General features: G+C 72.5%; 14 protein-coding genes. 6 read left to right on the forward strand and 8 right to left on the reverse strand.

Annotation, left to right across the window (positions count from 1 at the left end):
* The first annotated feature begins 9 nt into the window (after positions 1–9).
* The gene (locus tag AB0I10_RS13925; protein ID WP_363152660.1) at positions 10–453 is read left to right on the forward strand and encodes a hypothetical protein; all 444 of its coding nucleotides are present in this window, start codon (positions 10–12) and stop codon (positions 451–453) included.
* Positions 454–543: 90 nt separating this feature from the next.
* Here the strand turns inward: AB0I10_RS13925 and AB0I10_RS13930 are convergent, their stop codons facing one another.
* Positions 544–1,230, reverse strand: coding sequence for a VC0807 family protein (locus AB0I10_RS13930; RefSeq protein ID WP_363152730.1), 687 nt, complete (start codon positions 1,228–1,230; stop codon positions 544–546).
* Between the two features lie 564 nt (positions 1,231–1,794).
* On the opposite strand from AB0I10_RS13930, the gene AB0I10_RS13935 reads away from it, so the two are divergent.
* The 3 genes from AB0I10_RS13935 (at position 1,795) to AB0I10_RS13945 (ending at position 3,369) form a co-directional block, all read left to right on the forward strand.
* A complete protein-coding gene (locus AB0I10_RS13935) occupies positions 1,795–2,646 on the forward strand; it encodes a hypothetical protein (protein ID WP_363152661.1) in 852 nt (283 codons plus the stop codon).
* A 97-nt stretch (positions 2,647–2,743) separates the two neighbouring features.
* Positions 2,744–3,109 (forward strand): hypothetical protein, encoded by a 366-nt coding sequence (locus tag AB0I10_RS13940; RefSeq protein ID WP_363152662.1) that lies wholly within the window; start codon positions 2,744–2,746, stop codon positions 3,107–3,109.
* Complete coding sequence (locus tag AB0I10_RS13945) at positions 3,106–3,369, forward strand: hypothetical protein (RefSeq protein ID WP_363152663.1); 264 nt, start codon at positions 3,106–3,108, stop codon at positions 3,367–3,369. Before AB0I10_RS13940 ends, AB0I10_RS13945 begins: the two co-directional genes overlap by 4 nt.
* 36 nt (positions 3,370–3,405) lie before the next feature.
* Here the strand turns inward: AB0I10_RS13945 and mnmA are convergent, their stop codons facing one another.
* Positions 3,406–4,545, reverse strand: a complete 1,140-nt coding sequence (mnmA, locus tag AB0I10_RS13950) for a tRNA 2-thiouridine(34) synthase MnmA (RefSeq protein WP_363152664.1) — start codon at positions 4,543–4,545, stop codon at positions 3,406–3,408.
* Positions 4,546–4,599: 54 nt separating this feature from the next.
* On the opposite strand from mnmA, the gene AB0I10_RS13955 reads away from it, so the two are divergent.
* A complete protein-coding gene (locus tag AB0I10_RS13955) occupies positions 4,600–5,340 on the forward strand; it encodes an N-acetylmuramoyl-L-alanine amidase (RefSeq protein WP_363152665.1) in 741 nt (246 codons plus the stop codon).
* A gap of 73 nt (positions 5,341–5,413) precedes the next feature.
* Here AB0I10_RS13955 and AB0I10_RS13960 read toward each other — a convergent pair whose 3' ends face one another.
* Positions 5,414–6,583, reverse strand: a complete 1,170-nt coding sequence (locus tag AB0I10_RS13960) for a cysteine desulfurase family protein (RefSeq protein ID WP_363152666.1) — start codon at positions 6,581–6,583, stop codon at positions 5,414–5,416.
* Between the two features lie 211 nt (positions 6,584–6,794).
* Between AB0I10_RS13960 and AB0I10_RS13965 the strand changes: the two genes are divergently transcribed.
* Positions 6,795–7,718, forward strand: coding sequence for an alpha/beta hydrolase (locus AB0I10_RS13965; protein ID WP_363152668.1), 924 nt, complete (start codon positions 6,795–6,797; stop codon positions 7,716–7,718).
* A gap of 10 nt (positions 7,719–7,728) precedes the next feature.
* Here AB0I10_RS13965 and AB0I10_RS13970 read toward each other — a convergent pair whose 3' ends face one another.
* From AB0I10_RS13970 to AB0I10_RS13990, 5 genes are all read right to left on the reverse strand, one after another.
* A complete protein-coding gene (locus AB0I10_RS13970; protein ID WP_363152669.1) occupies positions 7,729–12,309 on the reverse strand; it encodes an SAV_2336 N-terminal domain-related protein in 4,581 nt (1,526 codons plus the stop codon).
* Positions 12,306–13,277, reverse strand: coding sequence for a MoxR family ATPase (locus AB0I10_RS13975; protein WP_363152731.1), 972 nt, complete (start codon positions 13,275–13,277; stop codon positions 12,306–12,308). The genes AB0I10_RS13970 and AB0I10_RS13975 overlap by 4 nt, the downstream gene beginning before the upstream one ends.
* Positions 13,278–13,416: 139 nt before the next feature.
* Positions 13,417–15,618: a trypsin-like peptidase domain-containing protein gene (locus AB0I10_RS13980; protein WP_363152670.1), complete on the reverse strand. Its 2,202-nt coding sequence runs from the start codon at positions 15,616–15,618 to the stop codon at positions 13,417–13,419.
* Positions 15,615–16,136 (reverse strand): CU044_2847 family protein, encoded by a 522-nt coding sequence (locus AB0I10_RS13985; protein ID WP_363152671.1) that lies wholly within the window; start codon positions 16,134–16,136, stop codon positions 15,615–15,617. Before AB0I10_RS13985 ends, AB0I10_RS13980 begins: the two co-directional genes overlap by 4 nt.
* Positions 16,137–16,253: 117 nt before the next feature.
* Positions 16,254–17,093 (reverse strand): thioesterase family protein, encoded by an 840-nt coding sequence (locus AB0I10_RS13990; RefSeq protein WP_363152672.1) that lies wholly within the window; start codon positions 17,091–17,093, stop codon positions 16,254–16,256.
* Positions 17,094–17,145 lie beyond the last annotated feature (52 nt).

Genomic DNA, 17,145 nt, shown 5'->3' on the forward strand with positions numbered 1-17,145 from the left:
GAGACTTGTATGAGCACTGCGACCATGACCGGCCCACGCTCGGCGTCCGACAGCACCGCATCGGACCTGCTGCGCGCCAGCCTGCGCATCGACAGCTGGAGCACCGCCGCCTTCGGCGTCGTCATGCTCGTCGGGAGTACGTGGCTGAGCGACCCGCTCGGCCTGCCGACCACCTGGTCCATCCCGTTCGGGATCGCCATGCTGGGCGGAGCCGCCGCCCTCGCCCTCATCGCCGGCTATCCGCAGATCCCGCCGCGCCTCGCCGCGACCGTAGTCGCGGGCAACCTCCTGTCCTGTGTGGCGCTCCTCCTGCTCGCGTTCACGGGCGCAATACCGCTCACCGGCCTGGGAATCGCGTTCATGGTCGTCGGCGCGGTGGTGGTCGCGATCTTCGCGGAACTCGAACTCGTCGGCCTTCGACGCTCAATGGCGCCGCAGCCAGCGGACCGATGAGAACGCCTCAACAACCGAAGAGAGCGGCTCAATAAGCAGATACGAGTGCGTGGTTGGGGTCGCTGGAAGTGCCCGCTGACGAGGTTCCGGCTACTGGGGGACCGGCGCAGCAGCCAGGGCATCCGTCCCCGCTTCGCCATGACTGTTGTCGGCGGTACGCTCCACCTCGGCCTTGACCATCTTCTCCATCGGGTCGGCGGAGCTGCCGCCTGCGACGACCATCGCCAGTAGCACGGCCACCACCGTCAGCACCGTGCCCAGCCAGACCATCGTGTGCACCGGCACGGTGTATGCGCCGATCACCTTCACCACACACTCGACCAGCAGCACGACCCCCCATATCAGCGAGAACCTCCGCTCGGCCCGGCGGAACGGCTCCGACTCGGCTATCAGCCGGTCCCAGGCGGCGTTTCCGGCCGCGCTCCCCTTCGTCACCCATGGCTTGAGGCCAGCGGTCATCAGGGGCCGTCCCGTGAACACAGAGATGATCACGGCTATCCCGACCATGCTGCTCACTCCACTGTCCTTGGCAAGCATCAACCGCGCATCGCCGGACATCGTGCTCACGACCAGACTCGCGATATTGACGATGAGGATCAGCACGGCAAGGCCGTTGACGCCGGTTCCCCTGAAGACGCCCCAGACCGTACGCAGCGCCGGCACCACACTGCTCCAGCCCAGCGCGGCCACCGTGCTGAAGCCGAAGCCGTCGCTGAGGATGTAGTAAGAGGCCAGCGGAATCGCCACGTCCACGATCAGCGGCAGGAAGCTCTCCAGCACGGGATTGCGGGCGGGATTGCGGGCGGGTTTGACGCTGCCCGCGTCACTCCGGCTCTGGCTGTAGCTCTGAACATTGACCTGGCTGCTCACGCGGACTCCCCCAACTAACGCTCTGAACTGCGTCGTTACGACGCCACTGGCGCTTCGGCACTGCTGCTTTCGACACGTTCAGCTTCGGGCACGGCCGGGCCCGGCAACAGTCGCGATTGTCCTCAGATCCGCATGACATTTGTCAGTTCCAGCAGGTCGCGCCGGAAGCCGGCTGACCGGATACCGGTGGGGCGGCACCAGGTTCCGCCCCACCGTCCGCCGGTGATCCGGCCGACCAACCAAAGAACCCGGGCAGAGAACCACACCCACCTACCGCCCCCGCCGTCGCCAACTCCTCACCCCATCGGGTGACTTGGACACGACGGCGTCCGGAATGCGGTTACTCTCGGTGCGGATCCAGCGGCACGAACGCTGCGATCTGCGACCACAATCAGAAAGAGAACGGCCCCCGGCGGGATGGCAGTCCCAATCCGAGGGCCTAATCAGAGGAAGAGAACAAGGACCTTCCCCATGACTTCAGCGCATTCTAACGCGCCGTCGACCGCATCCAGCGGCGTCATTCACATTCGCGCGCGCCAGACCTCCCACTTCACCGTCCTCGCCAACCGCCTTGCGCAGCGCGCCGGTAGCGCGGTCACGGTCGGCGTCGCCGCGTACATCCTGTCGCTCCCGGACGGCGCGCCGATCACCATTCAGGCGCTCTGTACGCACTTCGCCGAGGGCAAGATCGTCATCGCCGCGGCGTTACGCGAGCTGGAGAGCGAGGGGTGGCTGGAGCGGCGTGTCGAGCGCGGGGCGCACGGCCGGATGACGACCCGTACGTTCGCGTACGACCTGCCGGAGGCTGCCGCCAAGGCCGAGGCCGATGGCGAGGCCGATGCCGTCTCCCGCGCCCCGGAGCCGCCCCGCGCCTCCCGCCCCGGGCACCCCGGCCCCGTACGCGAACCCGAGCCGGAATCCACGCCCGCGCCGGCATCAGAACCGGAACCCCAGGCCGCCGACCTCCTGGCCCTTCTCCACCACCGGGACCGCCGCCTACTGCTCTCCGAGCGGGAGATCGCCGCCCTGGCTCCCGCTGTCACCGAGTGGCTCGACCGGGGCATCGCCCCGCAGGAGATCACCAGCGCCCTGACCGGCGGCCTGCCCCAGTGCATCAACCGCCGCCCGGACCGCCTCCTCGCCCACCGGCTGGCCGTCCTGCGCCCGCCGGCCCGTACGAGCCCGGCCCCGCCACGGCCGGACCGGCCTCCCGTCGTCCCGCTCCAGAACTGCGACAGCTGTGATCGCGCGTTCCGCGCCGATCGCCCGGGATGCTGCCGGGACTGTCGCGCCGCCTCGCCGGAGGTGTCGTGTGCCGCCTGAAGCCCACCGCGCCACGGGAGCCGTCAGGATTCCCGGCAGTTGCGCAAGACGCGCGGGTAGGCTGGGGTGCCCGGCAGAGCGAGGAGACGAGTTCCGCATGAGCAGCCAACCAGTGCACCATGACGGGCCACTTATGCCGATGCCCGAGCTGACGCTTCCCGCCCTGCGTGCCGCCGTCGCGAGGCTGGCTCCCGGAAGGCTGCCGGATCTCGTCGCCGAGATGCAGCGAGCATTCGACCGCGCAGGTCAGCACGGCAGCACCGCCCCCATCCGGCTGTTCTACCGGCGGTGGGGCACCGTCGTCGCCATCGAGCGCGATCCCGCTCGGGCCGCCCGCTTCCATGCCGCCGAGGAGACCCTCCATACCAGCGAGGACGCGGCACAGCGACAGGCCGCGATCGAAGAGATCGGCGCCATCCTGCACGCAGCCGAGCGCGAGGTCGAAGCCCTGGAGGCGGGGTGAGCGACTGGAGGTGGGAGTACATCTCCGACGCACTGGGCGAGAGCCTGTCCGCCACCCTCCGTACCGAGATCGAGCGGATCGCAGCCGAACTGGCGGTGGTCAACTCCATGGTCTACCTCGAAGGAGCCGCCTACCAGGGCACATCTCCGGGACTCCGGATCGAAGACGGCATCGCCTCGGACGGTCAGCACGTCATGGTCAGCTACCTGACCGACGTCAGAGGGCAACGCATCGTCATCGCAAGTGTGACGAGTGCCTGACACGGGCGCCAAGCCTGCTACCGGAGCGGAAGAGTCTCAGCCCGTTTCAGCCCCCGCCCGCACCCGCCGCTCCGTAGTGGCGATCGTGGCCGACCCCACCACCCGGCTCCCGTCATAGAGGACGATCGCCTGGCCTGGGGCCACTCCCCGTACCGGCTCGGTGAAGGAAACCCGCAGCTCGGTGCCGTCCACCAGCTCGGCCGTCACCTCTGTCTCGCCGCCGTGGGCGCGAAGCTGGGCGGTGTATGTGGCGGGGCCGGTGGTCGGGGGGCGGCCGCACCAGCGGGGCTTGATGGCGGTCAGGGCCGTGACGTCGAGGGACTCGGCGGGGCCGACCGTGACGGTGTTGTCGACCGGGGAGATGTCCAGTACGTAGCGTGGCTTGCCGTCGGGAGCCGGGTGGCCGATGCGGAGGCCCTTGCGCTGGCCGATCGTGAAGCCGTACGCGCCCTCATGGCTGCCGAGCTTGTTGCCCGCCTCGTCGACGATGTCGCCCTCGGCCGTGCCCAGGCGCTTGGCGAGGAAGCCCTGGGTGTCACCGTCGGCGATGAAGCAGATGTCGTGGCTGTCGGGCTTCTTGGCGACGAACAGGCCGCGGCGGGCGGCCTCTTCGCGGATCTCGGCCTTGGTGGTGATCGTGTCGCCGAGCGGGAACATGGCGTGTGCCAGCTGCCTGTCGTCCAGGACACCGAGGACGTACGACTGGTCCTTGGCCATGTCGCTGGCGCGGTGCAGTTCGCGGGTGCCGTCCTCGCGGAGGGTCACCGTGGCGTAGTGGCCGGTGCAGACGGCGTCGAAGCCGAGGGCGAGGGCCTTGTCCAGCAGCGCGGCGAACTTGATCTTCTCGTTGCAGCGCAGGCACGGGTTCGGGGTGCGGCCGGCCTCGTACTCCGCGATGAAGTCGTCGACGACGTCCTCACGGAAGCGCTCGGCCAGGTCCCAGACGTAGAAGGGGATACCGATGACGTCGGCGGCGCGGCGGGCGTCGTGCGAGTCCTCGATCGTGCAGCAGCCGCGGGCACCCGTACGGAACGATTTCGGGTTCTCGGACAGGGCGAGGTGGACGCCGGTCACGTCGTGGCCGGCCTCGGCGGCGCGGGCGGCGGCGACGGCGGAGTCGACGCCACCGGACATGGCGGCGAGTACGCGGAGGCGGCGGGGAGCGTCATCAGTCATAACTTCTCCAGAGTAGACGGAACCACCGACAGCACCGAAAGCGTTATGCAGCGCATGGGGAAGATCGGGGAGGAGAGCGGCCAGCAGACCGATCGGGAGACCGATAGGGAGACCGGTCAGGGCTCGGCGGGCCGGGCCAGGGTCACGCGGCGGCGGGCGCTGTGGATCGGGGGTGGCGCAGTCGTGGCCGCCGGGGCCGCGGCGCTGGGCGCGCGGGAGGATCTGGCGCACTGGTGGTGGCGGCTGCCCGGCCATGACAAGCCGCGCAAGGCGGGCGAGGTCGACCACCGGGGCGCGCAGTGGGTGGAGGCGTCCCCGGAGAACTGGCGGCGCGCGGACCGGCCGGCGGACTACGAGATCGACCGGGTCGTCATCCATGTCGTCCAGGGCAGCTACGCGACCGCGCTGAAGGTCTTCCAGGATCCGGATCATGAGGCCGCCGCGCACTACGTCGTACGCAAGGACGGGCATGTCGCGCAGCTGGCCCGCGAGCTGGATGTGGCCTTTCACGCGGGCAATCGCGGCTACAACGAGCGCAGTGTGGGGATTGAGCACGAGGGGTTCGTGGACCGGCCTGAGTCGTTCACGGGTGCCATGTACGCGTCGTCGGCGCGGCTGACGGCGGGGATCTGCCGGCGGTACGGCTTTCCCGCGGACCGGGAGTACATCGTCGGGCATGTGGAGGTGCCGGGCACGGATCACACCGATCCCGGGCCGCACTGGGACTGGGACCGGTATCTGAAGCTCGTACGGGCGGAGCTGCGGCGTACGCCGTCCCCGAAGGAGGGGGCGTGACCCTGAGCGGGGTGCGTGAGCGGGGTGCGTGAGCAGGGCCCCGGGCCCGGCCATGACGCCCATCGGACCGGCCCTAGCTGAGGCCTGCGCTGCGCGCCCGTTCCACCACCGGGCCGATGGCCTGCGCCACCGCCGCCACGTCTGCCGCGGTGGAGCTGTGGCCGAGGGAGAACCGCAGCGTGCCGCGCGCCAGGTCCGGCTCCATGCCGGTGGCCAGCAGGACGTGGCTCGGCTGGGCGACACCGGCCGTGCAGGCGGAGCCCGTGGAGCATTCGATGCCCTGGGCGTCCAGCAGCAGCAGGAGGGAGTCGCCCTCGCAGCCGGGGAAGGAGAAGTGGGCGTTGGCCGGGAGGCGGCCGGCGGGGTCCGGGTCGCCGCCGAGGACGGCGTCGGGTGCGGCGGCGTGGACGGCCTTGATCAGATCGTCGCGCAGGGCGCCGATGTCGCGGGCGAAATCCTCGCGGTGCGCGACCGCATACCGTCCGGCGGCGGCGAAGGCGGCGATGGCGGGGGTGTCGAGGGTGCCGGAGCGTACGTGCCGCTCCTGGCCGCCGCCGTGCAGCACCGGCACCGGGGCGTACTCGCGGCCCAGCAGCAGCGCACCGATGCCGTACGGGCCGCCGATCTTGTGGCCGGAAACGGTCATCGCGGCCAGCCCGGAGGCGGCGAAGTCGACCTCCAGCTGGCCGAACGCCTGCACCGCGTCCGCGTGCAGCGGGATCTCGAACTCCCTTGCCGCCTCGGCGAGTTGATGAACCGGCTGGATCGTGCCGATCTCGTTGTTGGCCCACATGACGGTGGCGAACGCGACATCGGCGGGGTTGCGGGCGATGGCCGCGCGAAGCGCGTCGGCGTGCACCCGGCCGTAGCCGTCGACCGGCAGCCATTCGACGTTCGCACCCTCGTGCTCGGCGAGCCATTCCACGGCGTCCAGGACGGCATGGTGCTCGACGGGGCTGGCGAGCACGCGGGTACGCGCCGGGTCGGCGTCCCTGCGGGACCAGTACAGGCCCTTGACCGCGAGGTTGTCGGCTTCGGTGCCGCCCGACGTGAAGACGACTTCACTCGGGCGCGCGCCCAGGGAGGCGGCGAGTGATTCCCGCGCCTCCTCAACGGCGCGCCGGGCCCGCCGGCCGGCGGCGTGCAGGGAGGACGCGTTGCCGGTGACGGTCAGCTGGGCGTTCATCGCCTGCACCGCCTCCGGGAGCATCGGAGTGGTGGCGGCGTGGTCGAGGTAAGCCATGGTGGGGTGATTCTACGAGCACCCGCCGCGAGCCCCGGGGGCGCATGTGCGGCGCGGGGGTGCATGCGTTCGACGAGCGCACCGGCGAACTCGCCGTGAACCCACTTGTCGAGGGTGGGTTCAGGGCTGAGGGGTCAGAGTCGAGGTGGGTGCGAGATGAGGCGGGTACGACCCCTCGACGACTCCGTAAGGAGTAATTAGCCTTACGCTCATGACACAGTGGCTTCTGGACCGTACGTTTCGCAGCTCGGCGGGTGAGGTGCGGTGGGCCGTGCTCGGTGAGGGGGATGCCGACGCTCCGCCGGTGGTGCTGCTGCACGGGACGCCGTTCTCGTCGTATGTCTGGCGGGGTGTCGCGCGCACCCTCGCCGAGCGCCATCGGGTGTTCGTGTGGGACATGCCGGGCTACGGCGCCTCGGAGAAGTACGAGGGGCAGGACGTCTCGCTCGCGGCGCAGGCGGTGGTGTTCGGTGAGCTGCTGGCGCATTGGGGGGCGGCCCAACCGGCCGTGGTCGCTCATGACTTCGGTGGGTGTGTCGCGCTGCGGGCGCATCTGTTGCACGGCGCGCGGTACGAGCGGCTGGCGCTTGTCGACCCGGTGGCGCTGGCGCCCTGGGGGTCGCCCACGTACCGCCTGCTGGGTGCGCATTCCGACGTCTTCGGGCAGTTGCCGCCGGCCCTGCACCGGGCCCTGGTCGGGGAGTACGTCTCCTCGGCCAGCCATCCGGGACTGGATCCGGCCGTCCTCGCCGCGCTGGTCGACCCCTGGTGTACGGAGGAGGGGCAGCCCGCGTTCTACCGGCAGATCGAGCAGAACGATCAGCGGTTCACGGAGGAGATCGAGGGGCGGTACGGCGAGATCGCGCTGCCGACGCTGGTCTGCTGGGGAGTGCAGGACAGCTGGATCCCGGTGGCCAAGGGGCGCGAGCTGGCCGCGCGTATCCCCGGGGCGCGCCTCCGCCTCATCGAGGGTGCGGGGCATCTCGTGCAGGAGGACGCGCCCGCGGCGCTTGCGGGCGCGTTGGGGGAGTTTCTGCGGGCGCGGGTGGGGAGCGGGGCGGGGACGGGTTCCGGGACGTGTTCCGGGACGGAATCCGGTTCGGGGACGGGAACAGGTGGCGGCAGAGCCGGGTGAGGGCGCTTGCTCACGGGTCCAGGCAGCGGCCTACCTCACGGGCCGCGGCGGTCGTGGCGGACGGCATCGCGTCGGACGCGGTGACCGTCTCCACCACGTCGCGCAGCCGGTCCAGGCCGGCCCGGGGCGGCCGCGCCAACCGGCCCGTACGCTCGAAGTCCCCCACCCGGCCGTCGAGTTCGGCTTCGGCGGCTTCGAGGATGCCGAGGTGGGCGTCCAGGTCGGGGGAGGCGGACTCCTGGCGGACAGTCCCTTGGGCAGCGGCCTGTAGGCGGAGCTGGTCGCGCAGGGTGCGGACGGCCGCGGTCAGGTCGCGGAGGGCGGTTCCGGTGCTGGCCGTGTCGGCGGTGCGGGACGCCGTGCGTGCGGTTGACGACGGCGGCGCGGTCTTGTCGCGCAACAAGGCGCGCGTACTGCGCGCCTCCGGGGCGCCGAACGCCTCGTACACGGCGAGCGCCTCGCGCCAATGGCCCTGGGCGCTCTGCTTCCGCCCCAGCGCGGTCTCCGCATGCCCCAGCGCGAGCAGCGCGTCGGCACGCCACCGCTCACCGCCCGGCACCAGCAGCCGCATCGCCGCGTCCTGGGCGGCGGCCGCCGCTTCGCTCGGCCGGATCAGCGACACCATCGCCTCGGCCATCCGGCAACGGGTCCGGCCCGCCCACAGCCGTTGCCGGTCCTCCTCGAAGAGCGGCAGCGCCTGAAGGAGCTCGCGGAGCGCATCGGCATGGCGGCCGGCCGCCGACAGCGCCTCGGCCAGCGCGTACAGGCCGTGCGCCAGCCGTGGGCCACCGTCGCCGGCCCGTCGGTGGATTCCCACGCTCCGCTCGGCGAACAGAACGGCCTCGTCGCCGGTGCCGGTCGCCGCCCAGAGCCGGGCGAGCGCGGCCAGCACGGCGGCCTCGGCCAGTTCGTCGTTGCGGGTCCGGCAGTGTTCCCAGGCCGCTGTGAGATGACGCTCGGCTTCTTCGTGCCGTCGCTGGTGGAGGGCGATGATGCCGGACGCGAACGGGGCGCGGAAGTTCGTCAGGGGGTCGTTGGCGGCGCGGGCGAGGCGGCCTGCCTCGCTCGCCTCGGGCTCGGCCTCGGCGAACTTCCCCATCGCGATGTACGCGTCGGCGAGCGCGACCCGGGCCCGGCCCTCCGCACGGGCATCGCCCTCGATGGACGCGCGCCTCGCGACGACATGCGCGGCCGGCTCGAACGCGGCGGCATGTGCCCCGGACTCCGCCGTCACCTGGACGAGCAGGAGGAGATCCGCCGCGTGCCGGACACTGCCCGAGTTCATGACCATGGCCTGGCGAACGAGCGCGAGGACGTGGAGCGTCTCGTCGGACCAGGCGGCCAGGCCCATGGGGCTGTCCTTCGCGGCCGAGAGCCCATCATTAGAGGCACGGGCGAGATCGTGCACCATCCGGTCGCCCGGGTACCGGGTTTCGTGCATCTGCCGGCCCATGGCCAGGTAGCAGGTCAGCAGGCGTGACAGCGCCTCGTCGTGCTGGGTGTCGGGCAGCTCCTTGGCGGCGAGCTCGCGGGCGAGTGAGCGCTGGATGTCGGCCCACTCGACTGCGAAGCCCGAGGTGTCACCGTGCGCGGGGGGAATCGCGTCCGGGCGGTCGACATGCCACTCGGCCAGCGGGCGCTCCGACGCGGCGACTTGTGCGGCCAGCGTGCGGATCGCCGCCGGCAGCCCCGCCCCGGTGGCCGCCACGTCGTACGCGGCCTCGGGCTCGGCCGCCACCCGCTCCTCGCCGACCAGGCGGGTGAAGAGCTCCAGCGCCTCGTCCGATGGCAGGCGGGGCAGCAGCATGGTGCGGGTGATCACCTGGGGCGAAGGGCGGGGACGGCTGGTGATCAGGACGGCGGTGCCCGGTGCGGCGGGGAGGAGAGGGCCCAGCGTCTGCGGTGCGTCGGGGACGTCGTCCAGCACGATGAGCACCCGGCGCTCCGCCAGCAGTTCGCGGTACTTCGCGGCGCGGGCCGCGTACTCCCGGGGCACGCGATCGGCGGGTACACCGAGCTGCCGCAGCAGTCCCGCCAGGATGTCGGCCACGGCCGACGAGTCCTCGGCGTCGCCGCGCTCGCTGCCCCGCAGGTCTGCGTACAGCTGCCCGTCCGGGAAGTGATCGGCCACCTCATGGGCCACCCGTATCGCGAGGGCCGTCTTGCCGACGCCTGCCGGGCCGTGGATGACCCAGCGGGGCGCCAGATCGTCGTCGCCCCACGTCAGCGCCGCGACCAGGCGGGCGATCTCTTCGGTACGTCCGACGAAGGGTTCGGGGATGGCGGGGAGGGGTGCAGCGGCCGTCGGCGGGACGGCGGCCTTCGCCTCCTCCTGCCCGAAGGGCCGGTACACCCCGGCGATGAGGTCTCGCCGCCACCGTTCCAGACGCTCACGCTGCGCCCGGACGAACGATCCCTGCAGGCCGGCCAGCGGTTCACCGTCCCACAACGCCAGTGCTCTGTCCCGCAGTTGACGGGCGACGCCCGGGTCTCCGGCGCCGCGCGCCTGCTCGATCAGCCGCTCGGCCTCCACGAGGTCGAGGGCGGGAGGGCTCCCGTCGGGGGCGCGGAGCGCGTAGCCATCCCGTACTCGGATCAGGGCTACCGCGTCGTCACGGAGCTCCCTGCGCAGCCGCGCGGTGTACGCGTACAGGGAATTGCGCGCACCCTGCGGCGGCTCGTCACCCCAGAGGTCGTCGATCAGCTCTCGCGCGGTGGCGGGGCGCCCCCGGCGGAGCAGGAGCGCGGCGAGCAGCGCGCGCTGCCGCAGGGAGCCGGACACGAGGGGTGTGTCCCCGCGCCAGGCCCGTACGGGGCCGAGCACCGTGAAGCGCAGGGCCTGCGGTGGCGTGGACGAGGGCTCCACGGCCGCAGAAGGCGCAGGCGCCGATCCGGCAGGCTGAGGCGCAGGCCCGGATACGGGCGACGGCGCGAACTCCCGCGCCGCCCCGCCCATCCGCTCCAGCACCGGACTCGCCAGCACCGCGAACGCACGGGCCGAATCATGCAGCCGCAGTTCCCCCGCCGCGTCCCCCATGAGGACGGGGAAGTCCGGCAGGCGCCCCATATACGGTTCGAGGGACCGGCCGACCGACTCGACGACCTCCACGGCCTGTTCCGCGCCGAGTCCGCTGAACAGCAGCTCGCGCACTCCGGGCCGGAAGTCGTAGACGGGCTGGACCAGTTGGCCCGGTGGCGCGCCCAGGGCACGGTCCAGCGTCCGTGCGGCGGCCGCTTGCCCGCCCTGGTCGGCACGTTCCAGCAGTCCGCCGAGCAGGATCTCCGCAACGTTCGTGGGGCCCGTGTCGCGCATCGTCGCGGTGCGCACCAGCTGCATCAGCGGCGTGGTCAGCGGCCTGATCGCGGAGAGGCGGACGGCGAGACGGTACGCCTCGGGCGAGAACGCGCCCCTGAAGTGCGTCACCAACTCCTCGGCGGTTCCGTGCGGTTGGGGCGGCGTCCGCAGGGGAGCCTCGCCCAGCAGCGCGGTCTCGACGAGATGCGGGACGCCGGGTCGGGTGAGCAGTCCGGCCCACTGGCCGACGGCGGAGGCGGTCGGGTGGAGGACGGGCAGCGCGAGGGCGCCGGCCGCGTCCGGGTCGGGCTCGCCGCTCAGCGCATCGCAGACGACGAGCCGTCCCACGGGATCGAACGCGCCCGGCGCGGCGAGAAGCCGGGGCCGGGCGTCCAGGGCGGTGCCCCGCCACAGCCGCCGGGGCAGTGGGTTGAGTACGGCCATCGGGCCGCCGCGCCCCCACTCGGACAGGGCGCGTACGGCCTGCGGGCCGCGCCACCCGTGACTCGTACCGTCGGTGAGGAGGAACGTCACCGCGGTGCCCGCCGCCTGGTGGCGCCGCACCGGGCCGCTGGGGACCCGCGGGTCGATCGTATGGACCTGGACCGAGCGGAAGACCGTGCTCCGGCTGAGGAGCTGGCGCAGCTCGGCGGCGAGCGACCCCCATACCTGCATGGACGGGGAGCAGTCCACCAGCAGCACGGCCGACCAGCGTCGTTCCTGGTCGGGGCGGCAGACGACGTCGAGGAAGCCGGTCTCGGCGGCGAGCCGGACGGTGGCCTCGATGTCGGTGACGGTGCGGTGCGGGTGGTCCCGGGACCGGCGCAGCGGGCGCAGCGCCCGGCCCAGCTGCTGGGCGTCGGGCAATGCGCGCCTGCCGGGCGCCCGCGCGGGCCGGGCACGCTCGCCGCCCGCTCCGCCGCCCTGGCTGCCCATGGCGTAGAGGGCGCGGCGGGGCGGGCCTACGGGATCGGTGTCTGTGCCGGTGCGGGTGCCGGCGCCGGACTCCGGCTCGGCATACAGGTCGTCGCCACCGTCGTGGCCGTTGTCGGCGCCGTTGCCGCCGTTGCCGGTGCCATCCGGCCAGTCGTTCCCGGAAGACCCCTCGGCACCCGAAGACCCGGCAGCCCCCGAGGCATCAGCGGCCCCGGGGCCGTCATCCGCCGCATCCGTCGCCCTCTCCCCCGCCCGGCCCTTCCCCTCCATCACCCGTGCCAGCCACAGCACATCGAGAAGTTCCGCGGCCCCGAGGTCGTACCCCGCGCCGGACATCGTCTGCCGCAGTCGGTCGATCATGGCGACATGGGCTCGTCGAGGCGGTGTAGTACAGCGGCGAGGAGTTCTTCCTTGGTCAGGTCCGCGCCGCTCAGGCGCAGATGGACCGCGGCCAGGAGCTGGTCGGTGGCCAGCGTCTGGGTCTTCGAGCGCTGGTGGAAGACCTCGATGAGGTCCTCCGCCGCCGCGAGCGCCTGCCGCCCCAGGTTGTGTTCGACGATCTTCCGCAGCCGGTCGCCGGTCGGTTCCGGCAGATCCAGCCGTACGCAGCGGCGCATGAACGCGGGCGGGAAGTCCCGTTCGCCGTTGCTGGTCATGATCACGATCGGGAAGTGCGTACAGCGGACCACCCCTCGGTGGACCGCCACCCGCTCACGGCTGCCGCTCAGCAGCACCGGCACGTCCTGCTGGTGCTCGGGCAGCCGGGCCAGTTCCGGGATCTCGAACTCGCCTTCCTCCAGGACGACCAGGAGGTCGTTGGGCAAGTCGATATCGGCCTTGTCGAGCTCGTCGACGAGCAGCACCCGGGGCCGGTCCGCCGCCAGGGCGCTGCCCAGCGGGCCGAGCCGCAGGTACTGGCCGATGTCGCTGCCCGCGGCGGGGCGCCGGCCCCCGGGCCGGCGCGCGGAGCCGCTGCGCTCCTCGCGCTCGCGCCGCAGCGAGGTCTCCCGGAGGCGGCCCACCGCGTCGTAGCGGTAGAGGGCGTCCTGAAGCGTGGAGCGGCTGTTCACCGACCAGCGCAGGACGTCGCCGAGCTCCAGCTCTTCGGCGACGGCGCGGGCCAGAGAGCTCTTCCCCGCGCCGGGGCGGCCGGTGACCAGCAGCGGGCGGTGCAGATGCAGCGCGGCGTTGACGACGGAGATCTCATTGCGTTCCAGGAGGTACGGGGCACGCTCGGCGCTTCCAGCGGTGGCCGGAAAGCGACGCCAGGGCGGCGGGGCCGGCAGCCCTGACGGGCCACGGAACACCCACCAGTCCTCCGGCGCCATCCCGGAGTCGTCGTGTGCGCCTGTTGCGCTCTGTCCGGTCACCGCGCGGATCTCCTCGTTCATGGCGTTCATGGCGTTCATGGCTACGTTGATCAGGCCGGCTTCACGACTGACTTCACGGCTGGCATCACGACTGGCATCACGGCTGCGTCAACACCCACGCATCCGGGGCGAGTTGCGGGGGCCGGTGGTCCGGCGCGTCGTACAGCAGCGAGAGCCGGCGGCCATGGTGGGAGGCGCTCTCCGGCTCGGCCATCGCCTTGGCCCGCTCCAGGCGCACCGCCTCGGGGACCTGGGTATGGTCCGTGCCCTCCACGAGGGCCAGCAGGTCGTGGGCGATCCGCTCGCCGTGTTCGGCACGGTGCCACAGGACGGTGTGCACCCCGGCCTGGACGCATTGGCGCAGCAGCGTCCCGTGGTGGTGCGGTTCGCAGCAGAGGATCACCGTGCCGGCGTCGCGGTGCACTTCCAGTTGCGCGCGGGCGACCTTGCGGTCCGTATGCCGCTGGTCCAGGACCAGGCGCTTGGCGTGCGGCAGCGCGGCGGTGCGCTGTTTCCAGCCGGCATAGCTCTCCCGCGAGCGCTCGGTGGTGCGGACCACCACGCGGCGGGTGATGCCCGGCGCGAACGGCCCGTCCTCGTCGCTGTCGCACGACTCCCAGGAATCGACCTCAAGGCCGAGCCAGGCTGCCGGCAGGAAGTACTCCACCAGCGCGGTCTCCGGGTCCTCCCGGACCTCGGTGCGCAGCACCCGCCGGATGTCGTCGACCACCTGCTCACTGCCCGCCTCCTCGTCCCTGACCAGGGCGAGGCGGTGCGACTGACGGTCCGCCCAGGCCCAGATCTGATAGGTGAAGCGCCGCCCGGTGGCCGTCGGCAGCAACTCCACCTGGACGCGCGGGGCGACGGCCGGTTCGCCCGCGCCATTGATCCGGCCGGCCGGAGCGCCCGGCGCCGCAGGGCGGCCGCAGGCCGCGGAGACCTCGGCGGCCGCGAGATCCGCCCGGAACTGGCTGACCGCCGCGTCGTCGACGCCCGACCGTGCGGCCACCCGCTCGACCCAGGCGTCCAGGTCTTCGGCCGGGTACAGCGCACCGGCCGCGCGCTCGTCGGCACTGATCCGCACCACGCCCTGCAGCAGCGGCGGTACGGGCGCGCCGGCGGTGGAGCTGAACCCCTCCAGCGCGTCCATGGCGTCGGCCAGACCGGTCACGGCGGGCAGTTCCGGCGCGTGCGGGAGTACGCACTCCAGGAGGGCCCTCGGGTCGGTACGGGTGCAGTGGGCCAACAGGCCGGACAGATCGCGTCGTTGGCGGGTGGTCAGAGACTCCCCCGGGCGCACCGCGCGGGCGGCGCGGCGCAGCCGCTCCCAGTCGTCGCGGGCGGCATACCTGCCGGGCCGGGCATGCGGGTCGTAGGGGTCACCGCCGTAGGGGACGTGGTCCCGTACCAGGTCGAGGAGTTCGGGGATGCCGCGGCGTACGCTCACCGCCAGGCCGGCCAGCCGTTCCAGGTCGGCGGCCGGGCCCGCCGAGGGCCTGCCGAGCCGGGCGGCGAGCCGTTCCTCGCAGGCCAAGACCGCCTCCCGGCCCTTCAGTACCCGCTCCAGCGCCATGAGCAGCTGCTGTACGCCGCGCCGGGCCGTGGGCACTGCCGAGGGCGGCAGCGTGGGGAGTTCGGCTTCGATGGCCGGCACGCTGATGGCGTACATCGTGGCCGGTGGCGCGCCGGGGGCGGTCGGGCCGGGGTCGCGGTGCACGGCGGCGACCAGGCCGACCACGGCCTGGCGTTCGCGGTCCCACAGCGGCCCGCCGCTGAAGCCCTCGGTGACCTGGGCGCCGCCGCTCACATCCAGCGCGATCCAGGGTGGCGCGGAGACCCGGGGCACGGCGCGCACGGTGGGCAGCGGGTTGCCGCTGGCCCATAACGCGACGACTTCGTTGCCGTAGTTGTGCAGCAGGAACGGTGCCGGTGCCGCCCCTGCCGGCGGGTCGGCCGCCAGCTCCAGGACCGCGAGATCGCCGTGGTAGGGCAGGCTCCCGGGGACGACCGGATCGCTGCCCACCGCTTTGGCCCGCGGCGGCACCCACATCTCCCGTACGACGTGTGCCGTGAGGTCCCGGCCGGCCGCGACATGGGGCAGCCGGACCGTGACCGGGTCGCCGTATCCGGGGGTCTCCTGTGCGAAACGCCCCCTGCCCAGCGCGCTGTTGACGACATGCGCGCAGGTCAGGACGAGCCGTTCGGACACCAGCACACCGGCACCCACCGGCTGTCCGCCGTGGCGTACGGAGGCGAAGGACAGCTGGAGCGGCGAATCCGGACCGGCGTCGGTGATCACGGCGCCGCCCCACCGGCCTCGCTCGCGGCGCCGACCGCGCTCGTCCCGCCGGCCTCGCGCGTGCCGCCGGCCCCGGGCGTCGTGCCCTGCTCGCCCGCACCACCGAGGTTCCAAGTGGCCGACACGGTGAAACTCGCCTCGCCCTTTCCGGAGAACACCCCGAGTTTCAGGTCCGAGCCGAGCGTGACACCGAACTGCACCGTGACCTCGTCCGGGCGGTGACTGCCGCTGGAGATCGACCGGTGGATCTGGCCGAGCACACCGCTCAGCGGGCGCAGCGCCTCCTCCAGGACCTCCCCGCCGCGGGTCACCGCGCGGCTCATCCGGCTGTCGACGCTGACGGGCCGGGCGGACCCGAAGGCCTCGGGCAGCTCCAATTCGCCGTCGCCGTCCGGCCGCTGATCCGCACTCGGCGGCGGGCTGTGCCACTTCGCCGCATCGGCGCCGAGCGGGCCGGGAGGATCAGCCCGCAGCCATACGACGGTGTCGTCATCGATTCTGAGCGCCAGGTCCCCCATGGCGATCAGTTTGGCACGAGCACGCCGGGCGCCGCCGTCTCTTTCACGTCAGGTGAGCCGCGATTCGGCCACCGTCCGACCAGAGCGGCGGCCACCGCGGCCGCTGCCGCGGACCGCCTACAACGCCCGTGCCAACTGGCGGGACTGCGCGACGAGACGGTCCTCGAAGTCCCAGACCTCGGCGTCCTCCTCCAGGAAACCGCCGGCCAGGTTGCGGGTGGTGATGGCGACCCGGAGCGGGCCGGGCGCCGGGCGGCGCCGGATGTGGGCGGTGAGCTCGACGGTGGGGACCCAGCCGGACAGGCCCATCTCGAAGGCGGTGGGCGGCAGCGCGTCGACCGTCAGGAGGAGCGAGAGCGGGTCGGGCGCGCGGCCGTCGGCGAGGCCGAACCAGGCGCGCATCTCGCCCTTGCCGGACGGCGCGCCGACGGCCCAGCCCGCGGTCGCCGGGTCCAGCCGGAGGTCGAGCCGCCCGGCGATGGCGGTGCTGCCGGGGATGGCCGGCCGGCCGCCGGGGGCACTGTCGGTGCCCAGGCAGTGTTCGTACGGGGGAATGGCCGGCGGCTTGGCGGTCGTGCGGACGTCGTCGGGCAGCGCGCCGAGGTCGCCGTACGCGGCGAGCACCCGCAGCCGCTCGATCTCGGTGCCGTCCTCGGCGAACTGGACGAGGGTGGCGGTGCCGGTGGACATCGTGCGGCCGGTGCGGACCACTTCGGTGCGGATGACGGCAGGTCCGGGGACGGAGGCCGTGAGGTAGTGCGCGGTGACCGACATCGGGTCGGGGTGCGGCAGGGCGTCGCCCAGCGCGCGGCCCATGAGGGCGAGCAGATAGCCGCCGTTGACCGCCTGGATGATCGTCCACCCGGCTGAGAGGTGCGCGTCATAGACGCCGGGAGCGCGGCGGGTGACCGCCGTATCGCGGTCGAACTCACTGTTACCGATGGTCGCCATTGCCATGGCATGCACGGTACAGGGAATGGTTACCGACCGGTAGGGTCAATTTCCACGA

The organism is Streptomyces sp. NPDC050636 (assembly GCF_040654775.1).
Lineage (GTDB): Bacteria > Actinomycetota > Actinomycetes > Streptomycetales > Streptomycetaceae > Streptomyces.

Coding starts and splice junctions, on each gene's coding strand:
- AB0I10_RS13955 (WP_363152665.1), top strand. CDS start 4,600: ATGGGGAAGATCGGGGAGGAGAGCGGCCAGCAGACCGATCGGGAGACC.
- AB0I10_RS13965 (WP_363152668.1), top strand. CDS start 6,795: ATGACACAGTGGCTTCTGGACCGTACGTTTCGCAGCTCGGCGGGTGAG.
- AB0I10_RS13970 (WP_363152669.1), bottom strand. CDS start 12,309: ATGATCGACCGACTGCGGCAGACGATGTCCGGCGCGGGGTACGACCTC.
- AB0I10_RS13960 (WP_363152666.1), bottom strand. CDS start 6,583: ATGGCTTACCTCGACCACGCCGCCACCACTCCGATGCTCCCGGAGGCG.
- mnmA (WP_363152664.1), bottom strand. CDS start 4,545: ATGACTGATGACGCTCCCCGCCGCCTCCGCGTACTCGCCGCCATGTCC.
- AB0I10_RS13975 (WP_363152731.1), bottom strand. CDS start 13,277: ATGGCGCCGGAGGACTGGTGGGTGTTCCGTGGCCCGTCAGGGCTGCCG.
- AB0I10_RS13985 (WP_363152671.1), bottom strand. CDS start 16,136: ATGGGGGACCTGGCGCTCAGAATCGATGACGACACCGTCGTATGGCTG.
- AB0I10_RS13925 (WP_363152660.1), top strand. CDS start 10: ATGAGCACTGCGACCATGACCGGCCCACGCTCGGCGTCCGACAGCACC.
- AB0I10_RS13940 (WP_363152662.1), top strand. CDS start 2,744: ATGAGCAGCCAACCAGTGCACCATGACGGGCCACTTATGCCGATGCCC.
- AB0I10_RS13990 (WP_363152672.1), bottom strand. CDS start 17,093: ATGGCAATGGCGACCATCGGTAACAGTGAGTTCGACCGCGATACGGCG.
- AB0I10_RS13935 (WP_363152661.1), top strand. CDS start 1,795: ATGACTTCAGCGCATTCTAACGCGCCGTCGACCGCATCCAGCGGCGTC.